Below are 22083 nucleotides of genomic sequence, written 5' to 3'. Positions count from 1 at the left end.
CAGACTCCGCGGATCACGGTCATGCCTAGGCGACAGGGACGGTTCCTGACAATGGCGCCTTCCCGGGATACATCGAAAACCGGCAGCTCATCCCGGATCGTGACCGCCCGGCAGCGGGGTCAGCAGACAGCGGCCCGCCATCCCCACCGTGGCGTCCAGCCGCTCCGCGAACTCGCCCGCCAGATCCGGCAGTTCCCGCAGGCCCCACAGGGCCCGGAAGGCCGCCCACGCCCCCTGACGCGCCTGTTCGAGGCTCCACGAGCCGATCAGATGCGTCAGCGGATCGGCGACGTCCAGCAGGTCGGGGCCCGGCATCAGCTCCTCCCGCAGCCGCTCCTCCAGGCCCGTCAGCAGCTCCCCGATCCGCTCGAAGTCGCTCCGCATCCTGTCCGGTTCCGAACCCCGCGCCCGGCACGTGTCGGCCAGCGCGAGCGGCAGATCGTGCCCGATGTGCGCGTTGATCCCGGACATCGCGAACTGCAGCGGCCGTACGGAGGGATGGCGCCGCAGCTGGAACAGCGGCCGCCAGCACGCCGGCACCCGCCCGCCCTCCTCGGAGGCCCGCACCGCTTCCAGATAGCGGCCCGCGAAGCGCGCCCCGAGCTCGCCGGCAGCCTCGCGGTCCCGGAACAGTCCGTCCGCGAGCCGCCGCGCCAGCTCCCGCGTCACTGACAGATACACCCTGTTGAAGACGGCCACCCCGTCCCGCGGCGGCAGATCCGCTCCGAGCGCGGTCATCCGCGCCACGACCTCGTCCACGCTCCCGCCGGCGGCGAGGGGCCGCTCGCGCTCGGGTACCTGTTCGGCTGACGTCATAGGGGCAGCGTGGCACCGCCCCCGCCGCGCCGCCCGGAACCCGCCGCGCACAGCCCCCGGACGGGGGACGCACGTGCGACTCCGCGGCGCATTCGGCCCGTTGCCCGTCCTGCCCGGCCCCCGTCCTGCGGCACACGGTCCGCCCCGCCCCCGCACACGCGGAAGGCCCTGACCGCCAGGCGGGGTGGTCAGGGCCTTCGTCACGCGTTTCCGGGGGAGCCGGTTGCACGCTACGTACTGTCCAACGGCCAACGGGCAGAAAGGTTACGCCTGTTGTCGCGGAGGATCCTCGTTCTCTCCGCCGCCGTCCCCGCCGGCCCCGGAGCCGGTCTCCGCGCCGTCCTCGTCGTACGCACTCGTGCCCTCGTCCAGCAGCGGTGGCTGCTCCCTCATATGGGCCGGGGCCATGACGCGCAGCACGTGGTAGCCGCTCAGGACCACGATCGTGCCCAGCGCGATGCCGTTCAGCTCGAAGGTGTCGGTGAACTTCAGCGTGACGCCGCCGACACCGATGATGATGCCCGCGGCCGTCGGCACGAGATTGAGCGGATTGCGCAGATCCACCCCGCTGTTGACCCAGATCTGCGCGCCGAGCAGACCGATCATGCCGTACAGGATCACGGTGATGCCGCCCAGCACACCGCCGGGAATCGCGCCGACGACCGCGCCGAACTTCGGGCACAGACCGAAGAGGAGAGCGAAACAGGCGGCGGCCCAGTAGGCGGCGGTGGAGTAGACGCGGGTGGCGGCCATCACGCCGATGTTCTCGCTGTACGTGGTGGTGGCCGGGCCGCCGACGGCCGTCGACAGCACGGTGCCCGCGCCGTCCGCGGCGATGGCCGTGCCCAGCTTGTCGTCGAGGTCGTCACCGGTCATCTCGCCGACGGCCTTCACATGGCCGGCGTTCTCCGCGATCAGCGCGATCAGCACGGGCAGCGCGACGAGCACCGCGGACCAGCTGAACGCCGGCGCGTGCAGATCGGGCAGCCCGACCCAGGCCGCGTCACGCACTCCGGACAGGTCGAGGCGCAAGTGGTCGGTGGTCTTCCCGCTGCCGTCCGGCGAGTGGATCATGCCGAACGCCGCGTCGGAGGCCCAGGACACGACGTACCCGAAGACCAGCCCCAGGAAGATCGCGATCCGGGACCAGAAGCCGCGCAGACAGACCACGGCGAGCCCGGTGAAGAGCATGGTCAGGACGGCCGTCCACTGGTCCTGCGGGAAGTACGTGGTGGCCGTGACCGGCGCGAGGTTGAAGCCGATCAGCATCACCACGGCGCCGGTGACGACAGGGGGCATCGCGGCGTGGATGATCCGCGCCCCGAAGTGCCGTACCGCCAGGCCCACCAGGGCCAGGGCGACGCCGACCACGAGGATCGCGCCGGTCACCGCGGCGCTGCCGCCGCCCTGCGCGCGGATCACCGCGGCGACCCCCACGAAGGAGAGGCTGCAGCCCAGATAGCTGGGCACCTTCCCGCGGGTGACGAGGAGGAACAGCATCGTCGCGATGCCCGACATCATGATGGCCAGATTGGGATCCAGGCCCATCAGCAGCGGCGCGACGAACGACGCGCCGAACATCGCCACCACGTGCTGGGCCCCGAGCCCCGCCGTCCGCGGCCACGACAGCCGCTCGTCCGGCCGGACGACGGCGCCCGGTGCCGGGACCCGTCCGTTCCCGTGCACTTTCCAGCGCAGGCCCAGGCCGCCGCTCATCTTCGCTCCAGCAATTGATCCCACTCGGTCACATGGCGAGCTATATCGTATGGGCGCCCCTGCCGTGCCTCATCCCGGCCGGGGGCAAGCCGTGGACCGCCTCCGCCGGTGACCGGCAGCGCAAGACCGGCGACTCGACCCGTGCCCGGTCACAGGCTGTGCGCCGCGGGCGCGTGCGGCGGCACTGCAACTCGCCCGCGCCGTGGGCCGGTTGGCGAGCCCGTGGTCCCGCCGGCCGGGGGAGGGGCCGGATTGGGCGCCGCCCCGGCCCGGGCACCGGAACACCTGATACGCCGCCTCCCGCCGGCCCGGCTCCGCCCGGCCTTCCGGCGCGCCGGCAACGAGCCGCGGCCCACGGGGCGTTGACGCCTCAGCGCGGTGTCTGCGCGTCGTGTCGTGGTGCCGCGTCCGGGGTGCGGGTGGTGGCGGGTTCTGTGCGGAGCACTCCCGCGCCCAGGACCAGCCCCAGCAGCAGCACCGTCACCAGCGCGAACGAGGCGGACAGCGAGGTGACTTCGGCGATCCAGCCGACCGCCGCGGGCGCGGCGAGCCCGGAGGCGTACGCCAGTGTCGCCACTCCCGCGATGGCCTGCCCGGGCGCCGCGCCGTTCGTACGGCCCGCCGCGGCGAAGCACAGCGGGACGACCACGGCGATGCCCACGCCGATCAGCGCGTAGCCCGCGACGGCGACGAGCGGTGTCCCGGCGGCCGTCACCAGGGCGCCGCCGGCCGCGGCGACCGCGCCGCACGCCCGCACCGTGCGCACCGGCCCGAAGCGCCGTACGACGGCGTCGCCCAGGAGGCGCGCGGCGGCCATCGTGCAGGCGAACGCGGTGTAGGCGGAGGCCGCCAACCCCGGTTCCGCGCCCGTCACATCGCGCAGGTAGATGCCCGACCAGTCCATGGACGCGCCCTCGGCGAAGACGGCGCAGAAGCCGATGAGCCCGACGGCGAGCGCCCCGCGCCCCGGAAGCGCGAACCGCGGCGGCTCCTCCGCCGCGCCCTGCCCGGAAGCGGATCCAGCGGCTGCGGCATCCGTCCGGTCGTCCAGCGCGTACCGGCAGGCGAGCACCGCGACGAGCGCCAACACCGGGGCGGTGACGGCCAGATGGAGGCGCGCGTCGAGCTGTACGTGCGCGGCGACCGCGCCGGCGGCGCCGCCCAGCAGCGTGCCCACGCTCCACAGGCCGTGCAGACCCGACATGACGGACCGGCCGTACCGCGCCTCGATCCGTACGCCCTGCGCGTTCATGGCGACGTCCAGCAGCCCGAGCCCGCAGCCGTACAGGAACAGCACGGCGCACAGCCAGCCCAGCGCCGGGGCGAGCGGCGGCAGGACGAGCCCCGCACAGCACAGCACCGCCAGAGCGGCGAGGGACCGGCGCGGCCCGTACCGGTGGGTGAGGCGGGCGGCCAGCGGCATCGCGACGGTGGCGCCGACCGTCATGAACACCAGGGCGAACCCGAGCGCTCCGGGCCCCAGCCCGAGGTGCTCGCGGATCCACGGGATGCGGGTGGCGAAGGTGCCGCTGGCGGTGCCGTGCACCGCGAACACCACCGCCACGGCCCGCCGCGCCCGTACGGCGCCCGCGTCCGCCGTGCCGTCCCGAGCCATCCGGTCACCCCCGCAGTCCGCCCTCGCCGCTCCGGCAACCCTTTCCCGCCGGACCCGCGGGCAACCTCCGCGCGGGCCGCGGCTGTCCACCCCTGTGAGCCACTCCACAGCAACCCCCTGCATGGCCGGACGCGGGGCGTGGCAGACTGGTCACCAGATCAGAGACGTCAGCGCACTCCGGGGTCGGTGAAAGTCCGAACCGGCGGTTACAGTCCGCGACCCGTCCGCTGCCAGCGGCCGGTTGACCAGGTGAAATTCCTGGACCGACGGTTAAAGTCCGGATGGGAGGCAGTGCGCGGCGGGCCGGGAAGGCATCCTGGCCGGCCGGAGAGGACCGTTCCGCGGAGGCGGAAGAGGATCTTCCACCGGCGGGCCGACCGCCGACCCGAACCCCGCGAAGTCCCGAAAGCGCCCCGGAGTCCGTGCCCGAAGAGGCAGGAGGACCCGGTGGCCCCCATCGCCGCAGCGGATTCCGCTGCACCGGCCGAACTCGCCGCCATGCGCCGCGCCATCGAGCTCGCGGACCGCGGCCAGGGTTCCACCAGCCCCAACCCAGTCGTCGGCTGCGTCATTCTCGACTCCGCGGGACAGACGGTCGGCGAGGGCTGGCACCAGCGCGCGGGAGGCCCGCACGCCGAGGTGCACGCGCTCGCGGAGGCCGGTGACGACGCCCGCGGCGCCACCGCCGTCGTCACTCTCGAACCCTGCAACCACACCGGCCGCACGGGACCCTGCGCGCAGGCGCTCATCGAGGCCGGGATCGCCCGCGTCGTGTACGCCGTCGAGGACCCCACCCCGCAGGCCACCGGCGGCGGCCGGGCCCTCGCCGAGGCCGGCGTGGACGTCCGTACCGGGCTGCTCGCGGAGGAGGCCAGCGCGGTCAACGCCGCCTGGCTCACCTCCGTCACCCGCGGCCGCCCCTACGTGACCTGGAAGTACGCCGCCACCCTCGACGGGCGCACCGCCGCGGCCGACGGCTCCAGCCGCTGGATCACCTCCGCCGAGGCCCGCGCCGACGTGCACCGGATGCGTGCCCGGCACGACGCGGTCCTCGTCGGCGCCGGCACCGCGCGCGCCGACGACCCGCACCTCGCGGTGCGCGACGTGTCCGGTGCGAAGCAGCCCGTACGCGTCGTCGTCGACACCGGCGCCACCGCCGTACGGGCCGGGGCGCGGGTGCTGGACGACACCGCGCCCACCGTGATCGCCGTCGCCGACGACCTGTCCGCCGAGGACACCGCACACCTGGAGGACGCCTCCGAGGTGCTGCGACTGCCGCGCGCCGCGGGAGGACGCGGCCTCGACCTCGACGCGCTGCTGTCGGCCCTGCACGAGCGCGGCGTGCTGTCCGTCCTGCTGGAGGGCGGCGCCACTCTCGCCGGGGCCTTCGTGGAGGCCCGCGCCGTCGACTCGGTCACCGGCTACGTCGCCCCCGTACTGCTGGGGGAGGGGCCCGCGGCGCTCGGTCCGGCCGGAATCAGCACCATCACGCAGGCGTTGCGGCTGCATGTGACCGAATCCGTGCGCATCGGGCCCGACCTGCGGATCACCGCCGTCCCCTGGGACGCCTCCGTGCCCGCCGCGACGGCCGCGACCGCCGCTCCCGCTTCTGCCGTCCCCGTCCCCGAGGAGTCCTGAGTGTTCACCGGAATTGTCGAAGAGCTGGGCGAAGTCACCGCCGTCGAGGACCTCGGGGACGCCTCCCGCTTCCGGCTGCGCGGTCCGAAGGTCACCGCCGACGCCAAGCACGGCGACTCCATCGCCGTGAACGGCGTCTGTCTCACCGTCACCGAGGTGGGCGGCGGCGAGTTCACCGCCGACGTCATCGCCGAGACGCTCTCCCGCTCCAGCCTCGGCGCGCTCGCCGTCGGCTCCCGCGTGAACCTGGAGCGCCCCATGGTGCTCGGCGGCCGGCTCGACGGACACCTCGTGCAGGGCCACGTCGACGGCACCGGCACGCTCGCCGAGCGCACCGAGGGTGGCACCGTACGGATCGACCTGCCGCCGGGGCTGGCCAAGTACATCGTGGAGAAGGGCTCCATCACCATCGACGGGGTCTCGCTGACCGTCGTCGAGGCCGGTGACGAGCACTTCACCGTCAGCCTCATCCCCACGACGCTCGACCTGACCACGCTCGGGGTGAAGCAGCCCGGCGACCCGGTCAACCTGGAGGTCGACGTGCTCGCGAAGTACGTGGAACGGCTGCTCGGCCACTCCGCCGGGCAGGACGCCGGCCGGCCCACCGGCCAGAATTCAGCCGCCCGATGATCGCTGTCGACTGGCTCAACGGCCAGGCCTTCACCGCCTTCGGGCAGCACGTCATCTGGTCCGACGCGATAGGCAACACCGTCGGCCTGGTCGCTCTCGCGCTCGGCTGGCGGCGTTCCGTCCTCACCTGGCCCGTCCAGCTGCTGTCCGGACTGGTCCTCATCGCCGCCTACGCGTCCGCGCACCTTGCGGGCGGCGTCGGCAAGCAGCTGCTGGTCATCGTCGTCGCCCTGTGGGGCTGGCGGCAGTGGACCCGCGGCAGGCAGCAGGCACAGGACGGCTCGGTCGCCGTCCGGTTCGCGACCTGGCGGGAGCGCGGATTCCTCGCCGCCGGCACGGCGGTGGGCACCCTCGCCGTCGGCGCGCTGTTCGCGCTGGTGCCCGCGCTCTCGTGGAACCCGTGGCCCGACGCGTACATCTTCGTCGGCACGCTGACGGCGATGGTCGCGCAGGCCCGCGGGCTCGTGGAGTTCTGGTTCGCCTGGCTCCTGGTCGACCTGGTCGGCGTCCCGCTCGCGTTCGCCAGCGGGCTCGCCTTCTCCGGCTTCGTGTACGTCGTCTACCTCGGCCTCGTCCTGTGGGGGCTGCGCGCCTGGTGGCTGCGCTCCCGCGTCGACGCCGCCCGGGGCTCCGGTCAGGAGCCCGCACTGGAAGGAGCAGCAGCATGACCGCGCTGCACAGCAGTTGGCACAGTGCCGCCGAGGCGTTCACCCCCGGCGGACCCGACGAGGACCTCACGCTCGACCCGGTCGGTCGGGCCGTCGCCGACATCGCCGCAGGACGGCCCGTCGTGGTCGTCGACGACGAGAGCCGCGAGAACGAGGGCGACCTGGTCGTCGGCGCGGAGACGATCACCCCCGAGGTGGTCGCCTTCATGATGAGCGAGTGCCGCGGGCTGATCTGCACCCCCATGGAGCCCGCCGACCTGGACCGGCTCCAGCTGCCGCAGATGGTCGAGCAGAACACCGAGTCCATGGGCACCGCCTTCACCGTCACCGTCGACGCGACCGCCGAGCACGGCGTCACCACCGGCATCTCCGCCGCCGACCGTGCCGCCACCATCCGGCTGCTCGCCGACCCGGCCGCCACGCCCACGGACTTCGTACGCCCCGGGCACGCCTTCCCGCTGCGCGCGAAGGCCGGCGGCGTACTGGCCCGGCCCGGCCACACCGAGGCCGGTGTCGACCTGGCGCGGATGGCCGGACTGCGGCCCGCCGCCGCGATCGTCGAGATCGCCGGCGAGGACGGCACGATGCTGCGGCTGCCGGAACTGGTGCCGTTCGCCCGCAAGCACGGGCTGGCGATCATCTCCATCGAGGACCTGATCGCGTACCGTACGGCGGCCGAGCCCACCGTCCGCCGTGAGGCCTCCACCCGGCTGCCCACCCAGTACGGCGACTTCCGCGCCTACGGCTACCGCTCCACCGTCGACGGCGTCGAGCACATCGCGCTGGCCGCCGGCGACATCGGCGACGGCGAGGACGTTCTCGTACGGGTCCACTCCGAGTGCCTGACCGGCGACGTGTTCAGCTCGCTGCGCTGCGACTGCGGCGCGCAGCTGCACGCCTCCATGGAGCGGGTGCAGGCCGAGGGCCGCGGCATCGTGCTCTACTTGCGCGGGCACGAGGGGCGCGGCATCGGCCTGCTGTCCAAGCTGCGCGCCTACGAACTGCAGGAGCGCGGCCGCGACACCCTCGACGCCAACCTGGAGCTGGGCCTCCCGGCCGACGCGCGGGACTACGCGGCGGCCGCGCAGATCCTCGGCGACCTGGGCGTACGGTCCCTGCGGCTGATGACGAACAACCCGGAGAAGACCGAGGCGCTGCAGCGCTACGGGCTGCACGTCACCGGGCGCGAGGCCATGCCCGTACAGGCGGGCGAGCACAACATCCGCTACCTGCGCACCAAGCGGGACCGGATGGGTCACGACCTGCCCTGGCTGGACGACGGACACGCCTCCGCCTGCGGCAGCCAGTGAGCCTCCGCATCCGATACTGACCACCACCCCCGATTCGGCAAGCAAGCACCGAGGAGACGAGCGACGTGAGCGGCAAGGGCGCACCCGAACTGTCCATCAAGAACTGCGGAGACCTGCGGGTCGCGGTCATCGCCGCGCAGTGGCACGAGAAGGTCATGGACGGCCTCGTCGACGGCTCCCTGCGCGCCCTGCGCGAGCTGGGCATCGACGAGCCGACCCTGCTGCGCGTGCCCGGCAGCTTCGAACTCCCCGTCGTGGCCAAGGTGCTGGCCGGCCGCGGCTACGACGCGATCGTCGCGCTCGGCGTCGTCATCCGCGGCGGCACCCCGCACTTCGACTACGTCTGCCAGGGCGTCACCCAGGGCCTCACGCAGGTCTCCGTCGACAGCGGCGTCCCCATCGGCTTCGGCGTGCTGACCGTCGACACCGAGCAGCAGGCGCTGGACCGCGCGGGCCTGGAGGGCTCGGTGGAGGACAAGGGACACGAGGCGGTCACCGCCGCCGTGGCCACCGCCACCACCCTGCGTACCGTCGCCGAACCCTGGCGCTGACGGCGGCCGGCGACCACGTAGGGTTGGGATCACCATGGACCGGAAAACATTCGAGGAGCTCTTCGGCGAGCTCCAGCAGAAGGCCGCCACCGGCGACCCCATCACCTCCCGCACTGCCGAACTGGTCAGCCAGGGCGTGCACTCCATCGGCAAGAAGGTCGTCGAGGAGGCGGCCGAGGTGTGGATGGCCGCCGAGTACGAGGGGGACGACCGCACCGCCGAGGAGATCTCGCAGCTCCTCTACCACCTGCAGGTCCTGATGGTCGCCCGCGGCATCTCCCTCGACGACGTATACGCTCACCTCTGAGCGTCCGCGTTCACATTCCGCAACACCTGTACGACACCTCCCGCACCGCGTCCCGCGCTGCCCCGAACGAAGGAAGCCCCACCCATGCTGCGCATCGCCGTCCCCAACAAGGGTTCACTGTCCGAGCCTGCGTCGGCGATGCTCCATGAGGCGGGCTACCGGCAGCGCAAGGACCGCCGCGAACTGGTCCTCGTGGACAGCGAGAACGAGGTCGAGTTCTTCTTCCTCCGCCCGCGTGACATCGCCGTGTACGTCGGCTCGGGCAAGCTCGACATCGGCATCACGGGCCGGGACCTGCTGCTCGACTCCGCGGCCAACGCCGAGGAGATCCTGCAGCTGGGCTTCGCCGCCTCCACGTTCCGCTACGCCACCCTGCCGGGCACCGCGAAGGACGTGACGGAGTTCGGCGGCAAGACGGTCGCCACCTCCTTCTCGGGGCTGGTCGCCCAGCACCTCAAGGACAAGGGCGTCGAGGCCTCCGTCGTGCACCTGGACGGCGCCGTCGAGACGGCCATCCAGCTCGGCGTCGCCGAGATCATCGCCGATGTCGTGGAGACCGGCACCACCCTGCGGAACGCCGGGCTCGACATCATCAGCGAGCCGATCCTGCACTCCGAGGCCGTGGTCATCCGCGGCAAGGACGCCGACCGGGAGGACCCGAAGGTCGCGCAGTTCCTCCGCCGCATGCAGGGCGTCCTCGTCGCCCGGCGGTACGTGATGATGGACTACGACATCCGCGCCGAGCAGCTGGAGAAGGCCGTGGCGCTGACTCCCGGCCTGGAGTCGCCCACCATCTCCCCGCTGCACGACCAGGGTTGGGTCGCGGTGCGCTCGATGGTCCGGACGAAGGAGGCTCAGCGGATCATGGATGATCTGTACGAGCTGGGCGCCCGCGCCATCCTCACCACCGGCATCCACGCCTGCCGCATCTGACAGCCCGTCACTCCTGCACCGCTGACTCAGGACTTCCCGTGACCGTCCAGCCGCCTGCCCTCCCCGTCACGTTCCGCCCGACGCGCACCCGCGTCGTGCTGCTCACCGTCGGCGTCGCCGTGTTCGTCGTGATCACGGCGCTCGCCGTGGTGCTGCCCGTGGCCGGGGCGGGGGAGCGGGCCAGCTTCGTGGTCACCGCGCTGCTCTTCCTCGGCGTGCTGGCACTGCTCAGCCGGCCCCGGGTCAGCGCCGACGAGGAGGGCGTCACCGTCGTCAATCTGACGACCAAGCGCCGCCTCGCCTGGGCGGAGGTGCTGAAGGTCAACCTGCGGCCCGGTGACCCCTGGGTCTATCTGGACCTCGCCGACGGCACCAGCCTGCCGGCGATGGGCATCCAGCCGGGCGTCGCCAAGCAGCAGGCGATCGAGGACGCGCGGGCACTGCGCGCGCTCGTCGACCGGCACGGCGACACCGCGGCTGAGCAGGACTGACCGGGTGCGGGACTGCCGGGTACGGGGGTGACCGGGTGCGGGACTGACCGGGCGCTTGGCTGACCGGGCACAGAACTGACCGGTCCCGGCGCTCTGTTCCACCCCGTCGGCCCGGCGCCCCGTCAGCCCGTCGGCTCGTTCTCGGCGGGGGCTGCCGTACTGCCGCGCGGGATCAGCCGGGTGGGCAGCTCGATGTGCCGGCCCCGGTCGCCCGCGGGGTCGTCGATGAGGGACAGTGCCAGCTCGCCCGCCGTTCTGCCCATCTCCTGCGGCGGCTGGGCGATGGTCGACAAGTCGACCCACTCGGCCAGCTCGTGGTCGTCGAAGCCGAGTACGGACATCCGGCCCGGTACGTCGACGCCGCCGTGCCGCAGCACGGACAGCACCTCCAGCGCTATCTGGTCGATCTCGCAGAACACCGCCGTCGGCGGCTCCCGCAGCGCGAGCAGGTCACCGACCGCCTCGGTGGTGGCGCGGCGGCCCCGGGTGGTCGCGGTGACCAGTTCGTCGTCGGCGGGCAGCCCCGCCTCCTCCAGCGCCTGCCGGTAGCCGGTGAGGCGCTGACGGGAGCTGTAGCTGAAACCGTTGTCGCGCTCGGCCCGGACGTAACCGACGCGCCTGTGGCCCATGTTGAGCAGGTAGCGGACGCCGCTGCGGGCCGCGGCGACGTCGTCGACGTACACCCCGGCGCGGCCCGTCACGTGCTGGCTGATGTAGACGACGGGCACGCCCAGGCCGTCGAGGCGCGCGTACTCCTCCTCGGTGAGGTCGAAGGAGATGACCAGCAGCGCGTCCGCGTTGCGGCGGGTGGGCAGCCGGTCGAAGAACACGGCGCGCTCTTCCATGTCCGAGACGCAGTAGACCATCAGGTCGAGGCCGGCCTCGCGCAGCACGGCGCCCAGCCCGGTGAGCACGGAGCCGACGAACCAGGACCGGAAGTGCGGCGCCAGTACGGCGACGGTGCCGGTCTTGCCGGTGACCAGGCTGGACGCCTGCCGGGACACGACGAACGACAGCTCGCCCGCCGCCTCCTCGACCCGGCGGCGCGCATCGGGCGAGACGCTCTGCACGCCGCGGAGGGTGCGGGAGACGGTCGAGACGGAGACTCCCGCGCGTTCGGCGACATCGGCCATGGTCGGGTGGCGTCGCTGCTCGGTCGGCATGGCCGGGAACCTAGCACAGCGATCCGTGCGTGTGACCCCTGCGTAAGACAGCGTTGCCACGCCAGAGATGACCGGTCACGGGCCGTGTCGACCTGCCCGGACCGGCAGTTGATGGCCTGTCCCTCCAATTCCCGGTCGTGTGCGATCCATTGACACCCCCTGAGTCCGCTCCTAGCTTGCAAGCGTTATCTCAGACAGCGGTCCCCCTCCTGTGTCAGGAGCGCATCGTCATGCCCATGAGCCGCCGAACCCTCATCGCCGCGGGTACGGGTGTCCCCGCGGCGCTGGCCGCAGCGACCGGCTGCGGCCGCGCCGCCGCACGCGGACCCGATCTCGAACAGGCCGCGCGGGTGCCCCGCGAACCGACCACCATCCGATGGTGGGCGGGCCGGGTGGCACGCGCCGACGGCGGCGATCTCAGACCCACCCTGATCAGGGCTTTCCGTCGCCGCTACCCGCACATCCGGGTGCAGACCATCAGCGCGCCCGCCAACACCGACACCTCGCGCTCGGCCCTCGCCACCCAGATCGCCAGCGGCGTCGACTCCCCGGACGTCTTCCTCGGCGACACCGCCTGGCCCGCCCAGTTCGGCTACAACGCGCTCGCCACACCGCTCGACTCCGTTGTCCCGGAAGGCTATTGGCAGCGCTATCCCGAGGAGCTGATCAAGTCCCTCACGTTCGAGGGGAAGCTGTATGCCTTCCCGCTCTATCTGGACAAGCCGTTCCTCTTCTACCGCAAGGACCTGCTGCGCAAGCACGGCCTGCCGGTGCCGCGCACCTGGGAGGAACTGTCCCGCACCGCCGCGAAGATCCAGCGCAGCGGCGACGCCGACTACGGCTACGTCTGGCAGGGCTCCGTCTACGAGGGACTGACCTGCAACGTCACCGAGATGGTGGCCGACGCGGGCGGCAGCATCCTGAACGAGGCCGGCACCCGCCCCACCTTCGACAGTCCGGCGGCGCAGCGAGCCGTGTCCTATCTGAAGGAGCTGGTGAGCAGCGGCGTGAGCCCGTCCTCCGTGCCGACGTTCATCGAGCAGGACAGCCTGGACGCCTTCACCAGCGGCCGGACGGTCTTTCTGCGCAACTGGTTCTACGCCTGGGGCGTCGTCAGCAACCCCGGCGACTCGCCGTACGCGGACCGCATCGGGGTGGCGCTGCGGCCGGGCTTCGAGGGACAGGACGAGCCCGGTGGCGGCTGCCTCGGCGGCTGGTGCCACTTCGTCAACCCGCACTCCCGCAGGCTGGGCGCCGCCGTCGCGTTCGCCCGTTTCTGCGCCGACGAGGAGGGTCAGATGATCCTGGCCCGGCAGGGCGGACAGCTGCCGTCCCTGAGGTCGGTGCAGGACAGCAAGTACATCCGGCAGTCGGAGAACCCGGCCTTCCGGCTCTCCAACGCGGTGAGGCTGACCGCCCGCCCGACGCAGAACCCGCAGTACCCGATGGTCAGCAAGGCGGTCTACACCCGCGTCAACCAGGCGGTCAGCGGCGGTTCGACGGTGCCGCGCGCGCTGGCCGCGGCACGGTCCGACATCGAGTCCGCACTGCGAGAGGAGGCACTGTGACCACCTCGACGCAGGCCCCGGCCGCCGCCCCCGCGCCCCCTTCGGCCCCGAAGCCGGGGACGCGCCGGCCGACGACGATCCGCAGCAGCCGGGCCCGTACGGGCTGGATCTTCACCGCGCCGACGCTGGCCGTCGTCGCCCTCGTGACGATCTTCCCGATTGTCTACTCCGTCGTCATGAGCTTCACCAAGGTCCGGCTGACCCACTCCGGGATGCAGATCGAGGAGTGGACGACCGCCAACTACCAGACCATGGGCACCAGTCCGGCCTGGCTCCAGGCGCTGGCCTTCACCACCGGATACACCGTGGTGACGGTCGCCATCGAACTCGCCCTCGGAGTCGCGGTGGCCGTGCTGCTGGACCGGCTGGAGGCGGGACGCGGCTGGATCCTCGCCCTGCTGCTGATCCCCTGGTCAATGATCACCGTGGTGTCGGCCCAACTGTGGGGCTATCTCTACGACTCCACGTACGGCGCCGTCACCTGGCTGTTCGGCCTCGTCATGGCGGAGCCGCCGGTCATCCTGGGCACCCCGCTGCCCGCCATGACCGGACTGGTGGTCGCCGACGTCTGGAAGACCACCCCGTTCGTCGCCGTGATCGTCCTCGCCGGTCTCGTCCGCATCCCGCGCGAGCAGTACGAGTCGGCGGAGATCGACGGGGCGGGCGCCTGGGCGACGTTCCGGCACGTGGTGCTGCCCGCGCTGCGGCCGGTGCTCGCCGTCGCCGTACTGTTCCGCGTGCTCCAGGCGTTCGGCGTGTTCGACCTGCCCTTCGTCCTCACCGAGGGCGGACCGGGGACGGCCACGCAGTCCCTCGCCATCCTCGGCTACAAGGCGCTCTTCCAGAACCTGAACCTCGGCATGGGCGCCGCCGTCGCCACCAGCACCGGACTGTTCGTGGTGCTCGGATGTCTGCTGTTCCTGCGGCTGTTCCGCACCCAGGTCGACGAGGGAGGCACGGCATGAGCCGCTTCCGCCGGCGCACAGGAGTGCGCCGCTACGTGAACGTGGTCAACATCGGTGCGCTGGCCGTCGTCGTGGCGACGTCCGTACCGCTGCTGTGGATGGCCGTCACGTCCTTCAAGCCCGTCAGCGAGGCGGGCGCCGTCCCTCCGACGCCGCTGCCGAAGGACCCGACCTTCGCGAACTACGCCACCGCGCTCGGCTCGGCCGGATTCGGCCGCTACCTGCTCAACAGCACGGTGATCTGCGTCAGTTCGACCGTCGTCGTGCTCGGCCTGGCGCTCTTCGCCGGCTACGCGCTGGGCCGCACCCCGATCCGCGGGCGCTCGCCCGTCATGGTCGCGTTGCTGATCATCTCCGTTTTCCCGACGATCGCGGTCGTCACCCCGCTCTACCTCGTCGAGCGTGAACTCGGGCTGCTGAACAGCCTGTTGGGGCTGATCATCCCGTACGTCGCCTTCCATCTGCCGTTCGCCGTGTGGATCCTGCGCAACTCGCTGCTGGACATCCCCTACGAACTGGAGGAGTCGGCGACCGTCGACGGCGCCTCACCGGTGCGTACCGTCCTGTCGGTGATCCTGCCGCAGGCGCGGCCCGCGCTGTTCACGGCGGGCGTGTTCACCTTCACCGCGACCTGGACCGAGTTCCTGATGGCACTCACCTTCAACAGCGAGGACAAGGTCCGTACGGTCCCGGTCGGCATCGCCCTGTTCAGCGGCCAGTACGAGATCCCGTACGGCACGGTCTTCGCCGGCGCGATGGCCGCCACCGTACCGATCGCCCTCCTCGTGCTCGTCTTCCGCCGCACGGTCCTCTCCGGCCTCACCGACGGCGCGGTCAAGGGCTGACCCGCCTGCGCTCCCGCTTCCGCACCCGCGCACCATCACCGCCCCGCAAAGGAGTTCGCGTGACCGACCACCCCGTGGCCGACAATTCCTCCCAGGACCCCGACTGGTGGCGGCAGGCCGTCGTCTACCAGGTCTATCCGCGCAGCTTCGCCGACTCCGACGGCGACGGCATCGGCGACATCCCCGGCATCACCCGGCGCCTGACGCACCTGCGCGACCTGGGCGTCGACGCCCTGTGGCTCAGCCCCTTCTACCCCTCCGAACTCGCCGACGGCGGCTACGACGTGGCCGACTTCCGCGACGTCGACCCGCTGCTGGGCACCCTCGACGACTTCGACGCCATGACCGCCGAGGCCCACAACCTCGGCCTCAAGGTGATCGTCGACATCGTCCCCAACCACACCTCCGACCAGCACGCCTGGTTCCAGGAGGCGCTGCGCGCCGCACCCGGCTCGCCGGCCCGCGACCGCTACATCTTCCGTGACGGGCGCGGCCCCGACGGCAGCCTCCCGCCCGCCGACTGGCAGTCCCGGTTCGGCGGGCCCGCCTGGCACCAAGTCCCGGACGGGCAGTGGTATCTGCACCTGTACGCGCCCGAACAGCCCGACCTCAACTGGGACAACCCGGAGGTGCGGGAGGACTTCCGTACGACACTGCGCTTCTGGTCCGACCGGGGCGTCGACGGATTCCGCATCGACGTCGCGCACGGCATGGCCAAGGACCTCGCCGAGCCGCTGCGCGACCTCGGACCCGTCCAGTACAAGGGGCAGGCCGACGACATGCCCGCGGGCGCGCACCCGTTCTACGACCGGGACGAGGTGCACGAGATCTACCGCGACTGGCGGAAGCTGCTCGACTCCTACTCGCCGCCGCGCGTCGCCGTCGCCGAGGCCTGGGTGAAGAACGAACGCCGCGTGCTCTACACCCGTTCCGACGAACTGCACCAGGCCTTCAACTTCGAATATCTGGCGGCCGACTGGTCGGCGCCGCGGCTGAAGGAGGTCATCAACTCCTCGCTCGAAACGGCCCGCGCCTCCGGCGCCTCCGCGACCTGGGTGCTGTCCAACCACGACGTGGTCCGGCACGCCTCCCGCTTCGCCCTCCCGCCGGGCACGAACCTGGACGCCTGGCTGCTCTCCGACGGCCGCGACCCGGCGCCCGACCCCGTCGCGGGTCTGCGCAGGGCCCGCGCCGCGACCCTGCTCATGCTGGCCCTGCCCGGCTCCGCCTACCTCTACCAGGGCGAGGAACTGGGCCTGCCCGAGGTCGCCGACCTGCCGGCCGAAGCGCTCCAGGACCCCGTCTGGGAGAACAGCGGGCACGAGCGGAAGGGCCGCGACGGCTGCCGCGTCCCGCTGCCCTGGGAACCGGACGGCGAGACGTACGGCTTCGGCACGGGCGGCGCGTGGCTGCCGCAGCCCGCCGCGTTCGGCCCGCTGTCCGCCGCCTCCCAGGCCGGCACGGCCTCCTCCACGCTGGAGCTGTACCGCTCCGCGCTGCGGCTGCGCCGCGAACTGCTCGGCCCGGACGAGACGCTGACGTGGGCGGAGACCTCCCGGCCCGCCGACGGCGTGCTGCACCTCGTACGCGCCGGCGGCTGGCACTGCGTCGCCAACCTCTCCCGGCTCCCCGTCCCGCTGCCCGAGGCTGTCGCCGGTGCGGAGGTGCTCCTCTCCAGCGCCCCGCTGACGGGCAGCACCCTGCCGCCGGACACGTCCGTGTGGGTGCGGCGGTGACCCCGTAGGGAGTACCGGGTACACACGTACGGGCGGCGGGGCGGGGCAACGGTGCCCGGCCCCGCCGCCCGTACTTCCCCTCCGGAGAGGCGGGGCACCATACAGCAACGGCAGCCACGGGGTTGGCCTTCCGGGCCCACTCAGTACGCTGGTGACGCGGCGACCGCCGCACCCCGCCTCTTACGCCGGCCCGGCGGGCACCTGCGACCCGAGGAGTGACACCTCCCCGCGATGGACGGACCGTCCTGTCCTGATGCCGCCCGGGGTGAAACCCCGTGACCGTCCCACTGGCGCTGCTCGCCGCGGCATTCCTGCTGATCCTCGCCAACGGCTTCTTCGTCGCCGCCGAGTTCGGCCTCGTCACCGTCGAACGCCCCGAGGCGGAACGTGCCGCCGCACAGGGCGACCGCCGCGCGCGCGACGTCCTCGCCGCACTGCGCGAACTGTCCTTCCAGCTGTCCGGTACACAGCTCGGCATCACGCTGACCTCCCTCGTGGTCGGCATGCTGTCCGAACCGGCGCTGGCCCGACTGCTGCACGGTCCGCTCACCGCGACCGGGCTGCCCTCCGGCGCGGTCGGCGGAGTGTCCGTCGTCCTCGGCATGTTCACCGCGTCCGCCGTACAGATGGTCATCGGCGAACTGGTGCCCAAGAACTGGGCGGTGTCCCGCCCGCTGGCCGTCGCCCGGTTCGTCGCCGGACCGCAGCGGCTGTTCGCCCGTCTGCTGCGGCCCGTCATCTCCCTGCTGAACTCGGTCGCGAACCGGATGGTGCGTGCCATGGGCGTACAGCCTGCCGACGAACTGGACTCGGCCCGCAGCCCCGGTGAACTGGTCTCGCTCGCCCGGCACTCGGCACGCGCCGGGGCCCTGGAGGCGGACACCGCCGACCTGTTCGTACGGACCCTCTCCCTCGGCGACCTGACCGCGCAGCACGTGATGACGCCGCGGGTCCGCGTGTGCGCCCTGCAGGCCGGCGCGACCGCCGAGGACGTCGTCAACCTGACGCGCGCCACGGGCCTTTCCCGCTTCCCCGTCTACCGCGAACGCCTGGACGAGATCACCGGCATGGTGCATCTGAAGGACGCTCTCGCCGTCCCCGTGCACGAGCGGCTGCGGGTGCACGCGGGACACGTCGCCCAGCCGCCGCTCATGGTGCCCGGCAGTCTGCCCGTACGGCCGCTGCTGGCCAGGCTGCGCGACGAGCAGCCCATCGCCGTCGTCGTCGACGAGTACGGCGGCACCGCCGGCGTGGTCACCCTGGAGGACATCGTCGAGGAACTCGTCGGCGAGGTGCGTGACGAGCACGACGAGGAGACCGGCGGCCCCGAACTCGCCCCCGCCGCACCCGAACCCGACGGCCGTCCCGCCTGGGAGGCCGACGGCGGCTGCCGGGTGGACGCGCTGCGGCGCATCGGCCTGGACGTGGCGGGCGGGCCGTACGAGACGGTCGCCGGGCTCGTCGCCGACCTGCTCGGGCGGATCCCGGCGCCCGGCGACACCGCGCGGTTCGACGCGGGCGAGGGCGCCGGCACATGGCAGCTGCGGGTCCGACTCGTCTCCCACCACCGGGCCGAACGCGTACGGATAGTGCCCGCGCCCGCACGTACACCGGCAGTGGCGGGTGAGGTCAAGTGAGCCTGCTGCAACTGTTCTTCGCCGGCGTGCTGGTGCTCGGCAACGGCTTCTTCGTCGGCGCCGAGTTCGCCCTCGTGTCGGTGCGCCGCAGCCAGATCGAACCCCTCGCACAGGGCGGCACCCGGGCCGCGGCCCGCGCCCGCCGCGTGCTGGCCGGTCTGGAGAACCTGCCGCGCATGATGGCCGCGGCCCAGTTCGGCATCACCGTCTGCTCCCTGACCCTCGGCGCCGTCGCCGAACCGGTGCTCGCGCACCTCATGGAACCGCTGTTCCGCGCCGTACAGCTGCCGCAGGCGCTCGTGCACCCGTCCGGCTACGTCATCGCCCTCGCCGTCGTCGTCTTCTTCCACCTCGTCATCGGCGAAATGGTGCCCAAGAACCTGGCGATGGCCGCACCCGAGCGGGCCGCCCTGTGGCTCGCCCCGCCGCTTGTCGCCTTCGCCCGGCTGACGCGGCCCGTCATCGCCGCGTTCGGCGCCACCGCCGCGCTGGTCCTGCGCATGCTGAGGGTCGAGCCCAAGGACGAGGTGGAGACCGTCTTCACCAGCGAACAGCTCACCCGGCTGGTCGCCGACTCCCGGCAGGCCGGGCTCCTCGACCACGAGGAGCACGAACGGCTGTCCGACGCGCTCGGCCTGGCGTCACGCCCGCTGTCCGACGTCCTGCTCGACCGCGGCGAACTGGTCACCGTCGGACAGGACTGCACCCCGCAGGAGATCGCCGGACTCACAGTGAAAACGGGCTACTCGCGCTTCCCCATCTGCGCGCACACCGGCGTCGGCGCTGAGACGTTCATGGGCTATCTGCACGTGAAGGACGTACTGGAACTGGACGAACAGGACCGGGCCGTCCCCGCGCACCTGTGGCGCCCCATGGCCACCCTGCGCGCCGGACTCCCGCTGGACGACGCCCTGTCGGCCATGCGCGCCTCCGCCTCCCATCTGGCCGGCGTCGCCGACGACAGCGGGCGGATCCTCGGCGTGGCCGCACTGGAGGACGTCCTGGAGATGCTGGTGGGCGAGGTCCACGACCCGGCACACCGGAGCGTCGTGCCGGGGAGCGTCAGGACAGTGGGGGAGGAGCGTCCGGACGCGGACCGTCCGGCCCCCGGCCGGACAGCACCTCACCGTATGCCTGCATGAGGTCCGGCAGCCGCAGCGTCGCCAGATCGTCGCGGGAGGGCGCGCCCGGATAACCGGACAGCCGCAGATCGCGGTAGGCGCAGCTCTTCTCGTACAGGGTGCGCAGGAAACGTCCGTTGCCCAACTCGTCGATCCAGCCCTGGTCGACGACGTGTCCGCTGATGCTGCGCAGCTCCTCCAGCGACTCCTCGTCCCACACGTCGCCGCTCTCCGCCGCCAGCACCTCGCCGATCGACGTCAGTTCCAGCGGGCGGTAGCTGGGGAAGTCGACGCGGGTGGTGAACCGGGAGGACAGCCCCGGGTTCGCGGCCAGCAGCCGGTCCATGCCCTCCGGATAGCCGGCCAGGATCACGACGAGGCGGTCCCGGTTGTCCTCCGCGCGCTTCAGCAGCACCTGGAGCGCCTCGTCGCCGTACGCGTCGCCCTTGCTGTAGCCGCTGTTGGACAGCGCATACGCCTCGTCGACGAACAGCACGCCGCCCAGCGCCGAATCGATCAGCTCGTTGGCCTTCACCGCCGTCTGCCCGAGGAACTCGCCGACCAGGTCGGCCCGTTGGGCCTCGACCAGATGGTCCCCGCCGAGCAGCCCGAGCGCGTAGAAGGCGCGGCCCAGTATCCGCGCGACGGTCGTCTTGCCGGTGCCGGAGGGGCCGGAGAAGACGAAGTGCCGTTTGGGCGGCTGCACCGGCAGCCCCTGGCGGGCCCGCAGCCGCGCCATGTGCAGCTGTGCGGACAGCGCGCGGACCTGCCGTTTGACCGGCTCCAGGCCCACCATCCGCTCCAGTTCCTCCAGCGCCTGCGCCAGCAGCGCCGGATCCGAGGGGCCGGCCAGCGCGCGGTCCGTGCCGCCGTCCGCGGGCCGCGGCACCGTACGCGCGCGCAGCGCGTCGGCGTCCAGGCGGGGCGGCTCGGCGGGGTCGCCGGTGTCCTCGATCCGGAGCGTCTCCGCCGCGGGGTCCACGTCCGGATCGGCGGTCTCCGCCGCGTCCGGCACGGTGTCCGCGGTATCGGCGCGGTACCCGTCGGCGTAGCCGTCCTGCAGCGCGTCGGGGAAGCCGTCCTGGACCCCGGAGCCCGAACCGGCCTCGTCCAGGCCGGAGTTGCGGCCCTCCGCGCCGCCCTGCCTGCCCGGGCCCGCACCGGTGCCGGCCAGCGTCACCGCCGGCGTCAGATCCCCGGCGTCGCCCGGCCCGTCGCCCTCGGCGATCGTCGTCAGACGGGCCGCGGTGTCCATGAACGCCGGATCGATACGGTGCACCGCGCGGTACAGCGGCAGCGCGGAAGCACTGCGGCCCGTGCCCTCCCGGGCGCGGGCCAGCCAGTAGCGCAGCTCCTTGCGCTGCGGCTGCTCGCTGCGGCAGCGCATTAACGCGGCGGCCAGCAGCGGCTCGGCCTGCCCGTACATCTCCAGCCGCACCCGGGCCATACCGGCGAACAGTCCGGCCTCTATGCCCAACAGCGGGTCGTCCACGAGCGGTTCGGTGTGCGCGACCAGCCGCTCCCAGTCCTTCGCCAGATAGGCCCGGCACGCGTGCAGGAAACGCACCTGCGGGTCGGTGTCCACCGGAGGGCAGCCCGCCAGCGCACGGTCCAGATCGGCGACATGCCGGCCGTCCAGCCAGTGCGAGGCGTGCGCCAGCTGCAGATCCCGCTCCGTCTCCAGGACGGGCTGCACCCACCAGCCCAGCCAGTACCAGGAGTTGAGGGTGCGGCCGTGCCGGGAGCGCTGCTCACCGAACCGGTCCCGCGCGTGGTACATCCGCAGCAGCGCCGTGGCCGTGTCGGCGCGCAGGGCGTGCAGCCCCAGCCAGGCGTCGGCCATGCCGGAGTCGATCCGCACCGCTGTGCGGAACTCCTCCTCCGCCTGCGCGTATCCGCCCACCGTGTACGCGTCGACGCCTCGCAGCCAGGCGAGGTCCGCCGGTGTGTGCAGGCCCGGGGCGTCCTGCCTGCCGAAGTCCATCACGTCTCCCACGAAACGTCCCCCCGTCCAGTGCCGACGGCCGCCCGCCTCCTCCCACTGCCCACGGGCGGCATGAACCTCCGTACCCGGGCCGTGAGTTGGGTCGCCGTCCCCTGCGTGCTACCCCGGGTTTCCCGCGCCGATTCGCATCGTACCTGCGCAACCGGCCGTGCCGAAGGGCGGCGTACGCATGATCCGGACACCGGTGGGACGGAGGGGGAGCGCCGTGGCGGGCGGGACGGAGACACCGGGAAACGTGACGCTCGGTGAGTAAGTGGCCGCGGGTGGCAGGCAGTCGGAGCTGCGCGCGGACAGAACGAAGCCCCCGATCACGGGGGAACAACCGGGGGCTTCGCGTCCATGCGGCCTGTGCAGACCGCTTGCCGGAA

19 protein-coding genes and 1 riboswitch are annotated in these 22083 nt (G+C 72.4%); of the genes, 14 read left to right on the top strand and 5 right to left on the bottom strand.

Going from position 1 to position 22083, the window contains the following annotated elements; genetic code table 11:
• Positions 1 to 87 precede the first annotated feature (87 nt).
• From AC3AGO_RS06870 to AC3AGO_RS06860, 3 genes are all read right to left on the bottom strand, one after another.
• A complete protein-coding gene (locus tag AC3AGO_RS06870) occupies positions 88 to 816 on the bottom strand; it encodes a DUF5995 family protein (RefSeq protein WP_487819230.1) in 729 nt (242 codons plus the stop codon).
• 264 nt (positions 817 to 1080) lie between these two features.
• Positions 1081 to 2532, bottom strand: coding sequence for a uracil-xanthine permease family protein (locus tag AC3AGO_RS06865; protein ID WP_487819229.1), 1452 nt, complete (start codon positions 2530 to 2532; stop codon positions 1081 to 1083).
• A gap of 370 nt (positions 2533 to 2902) precedes the next feature.
• A complete protein-coding gene (locus AC3AGO_RS06860) occupies positions 2903 to 4147 on the bottom strand; it encodes an MFS transporter (RefSeq protein ID WP_487819228.1) in 1245 nt (414 codons plus the stop codon).
• Between the two features lie 168 nt (positions 4148 to 4315).
• Positions 4316 to 4446: riboswitch (FMN riboswitch) on the top strand.
• A 199-nt stretch (positions 4447 to 4645) separates the two neighbouring features.
• Between AC3AGO_RS06860 and ribD the strand changes: the two genes are divergently transcribed.
• From ribD to AC3AGO_RS06820, 8 genes are all read left to right on the top strand, one after another.
• Positions 4646 to 5785, top strand: coding sequence for a bifunctional diaminohydroxyphosphoribosylaminopyrimidine deaminase/5-amino-6-(5-phosphoribosylamino)uracil reductase RibD (ribD, locus tag AC3AGO_RS06855; RefSeq protein WP_487824560.1), 1140 nt, complete (start codon positions 4646 to 4648; stop codon positions 5783 to 5785).
• A complete protein-coding gene (locus AC3AGO_RS06850) occupies positions 5786 to 6415 on the top strand; it encodes a riboflavin synthase (RefSeq protein ID WP_487819227.1) in 630 nt (209 codons plus the stop codon). It begins immediately after the preceding gene.
• Positions 6412 to 7083 carry a nicotinamide mononucleotide transporter family protein gene (locus AC3AGO_RS06845; RefSeq protein ID WP_487819226.1) on the top strand — a complete coding sequence of 224 codons (672 nt, stop codon included), beginning with the start codon at positions 6412 to 6414 and terminating at the stop codon, positions 7081 to 7083. The genes AC3AGO_RS06850 and AC3AGO_RS06845 overlap by 4 nt, the downstream gene beginning before the upstream one ends.
• Positions 7080 to 8393, top strand: coding sequence for a bifunctional 3,4-dihydroxy-2-butanone-4-phosphate synthase/GTP cyclohydrolase II (locus tag AC3AGO_RS06840; protein WP_487819225.1), 1314 nt, complete (start codon positions 7080 to 7082; stop codon positions 8391 to 8393). The genes AC3AGO_RS06845 and AC3AGO_RS06840 overlap by 4 nt, the downstream gene beginning before the upstream one ends.
• A 65-nt stretch (positions 8394 to 8458) precedes the next feature.
• Complete coding sequence (gene ribH, locus AC3AGO_RS06835) at positions 8459 to 8944, top strand: 6,7-dimethyl-8-ribityllumazine synthase (protein WP_487819224.1); 486 nt, start codon at positions 8459 to 8461, stop codon at positions 8942 to 8944.
• A gap of 34 nt (positions 8945 to 8978) precedes the next feature.
• Complete coding sequence (locus tag AC3AGO_RS06830) at positions 8979 to 9251, top strand: phosphoribosyl-ATP diphosphatase (RefSeq protein ID WP_487819223.1); 273 nt, start codon at positions 8979 to 8981, stop codon at positions 9249 to 9251.
• Between the two features lie 84 nt (positions 9252 to 9335).
• The gene (gene hisG, locus AC3AGO_RS06825) at positions 9336 to 10184 is read left to right on the top strand and encodes an ATP phosphoribosyltransferase (protein WP_487819222.1); all 849 of its coding nucleotides are present in this window, start codon (positions 9336 to 9338) and stop codon (positions 10182 to 10184) included.
• 38 nt (positions 10185 to 10222) lie between these two features.
• A complete protein-coding gene (locus AC3AGO_RS06820) occupies positions 10223 to 10675 on the top strand; it encodes a PH domain-containing protein (RefSeq protein WP_487819221.1) in 453 nt (150 codons plus the stop codon).
• A gap of 122 nt (positions 10676 to 10797) precedes the next feature.
• On the opposite strand, the gene AC3AGO_RS06815 is transcribed toward AC3AGO_RS06820, so the two are convergent.
• A complete protein-coding gene (locus AC3AGO_RS06815) occupies positions 10798 to 11838 on the bottom strand; it encodes a LacI family DNA-binding transcriptional regulator (protein ID WP_487819220.1) in 1041 nt (346 codons plus the stop codon).
• A gap of 236 nt (positions 11839 to 12074) precedes the next feature.
• Between AC3AGO_RS06815 and AC3AGO_RS06810 the strand changes: the two genes are divergently transcribed.
• From AC3AGO_RS06810 to AC3AGO_RS06785, 6 genes are all read left to right on the top strand, one after another.
• Entirely contained in the window at positions 12075 to 13406 is a 1332-nt protein-coding gene (locus AC3AGO_RS06810) for an extracellular solute-binding protein (protein WP_487819219.1), read from the top strand.
• Positions 13403 to 14371: a carbohydrate ABC transporter permease gene (locus tag AC3AGO_RS06805; RefSeq protein WP_487819218.1), complete on the top strand. Its 969-nt coding sequence runs from the start codon at positions 13403 to 13405 to the stop codon at positions 14369 to 14371. Before AC3AGO_RS06810 ends, AC3AGO_RS06805 begins: the two co-directional genes overlap by 4 nt.
• Positions 14368 to 15216, top strand: coding sequence for a carbohydrate ABC transporter permease (locus AC3AGO_RS06800; protein ID WP_487819217.1), 849 nt, complete (start codon positions 14368 to 14370; stop codon positions 15214 to 15216). The genes AC3AGO_RS06805 and AC3AGO_RS06800 overlap by 4 nt, the downstream gene beginning before the upstream one ends.
• A 59-nt stretch (positions 15217 to 15275) precedes the next feature.
• Positions 15276 to 16952: a glycoside hydrolase family 13 protein gene (locus AC3AGO_RS06795; RefSeq protein ID WP_487819216.1), complete on the top strand. Its 1677-nt coding sequence runs from the start codon at positions 15276 to 15278 to the stop codon at positions 16950 to 16952.
• 275 nt (positions 16953 to 17227) lie between these two features.
• Positions 17228 to 18589: a hemolysin family protein gene (locus AC3AGO_RS06790; protein WP_487819215.1), complete on the top strand. Its 1362-nt coding sequence runs from the start codon at positions 17228 to 17230 to the stop codon at positions 18587 to 18589.
• Positions 18586 to 19731, top strand: a complete 1146-nt coding sequence (locus tag AC3AGO_RS06785; protein ID WP_487819214.1) for a hemolysin family protein — start codon at positions 18586 to 18588, stop codon at positions 19729 to 19731. The genes AC3AGO_RS06790 and AC3AGO_RS06785 overlap by 4 nt, the downstream gene beginning before the upstream one ends.
• Here the strand turns inward: AC3AGO_RS06785 and AC3AGO_RS06780 are convergent.
• The gene (locus tag AC3AGO_RS06780) at positions 19652 to 21694 is read right to left on the bottom strand and encodes an AAA family ATPase (protein WP_487819213.1); all 2043 of its coding nucleotides are present in this window, start codon (positions 21692 to 21694) and stop codon (positions 19652 to 19654) included. The two genes, AC3AGO_RS06785 and AC3AGO_RS06780, sit on opposite strands and share 80 nt — an antisense overlap.
• Positions 21695 to 22083: the final 389 nt, after the last annotated feature.

It is taken from the genome of Streptomyces sp. BL1 (genome assembly GCF_057628045.1).
The sequence above is the reverse complement of the archived record's forward strand: the minus strand, read 5'-3'. Positions and strand labels throughout refer to the sequence as shown.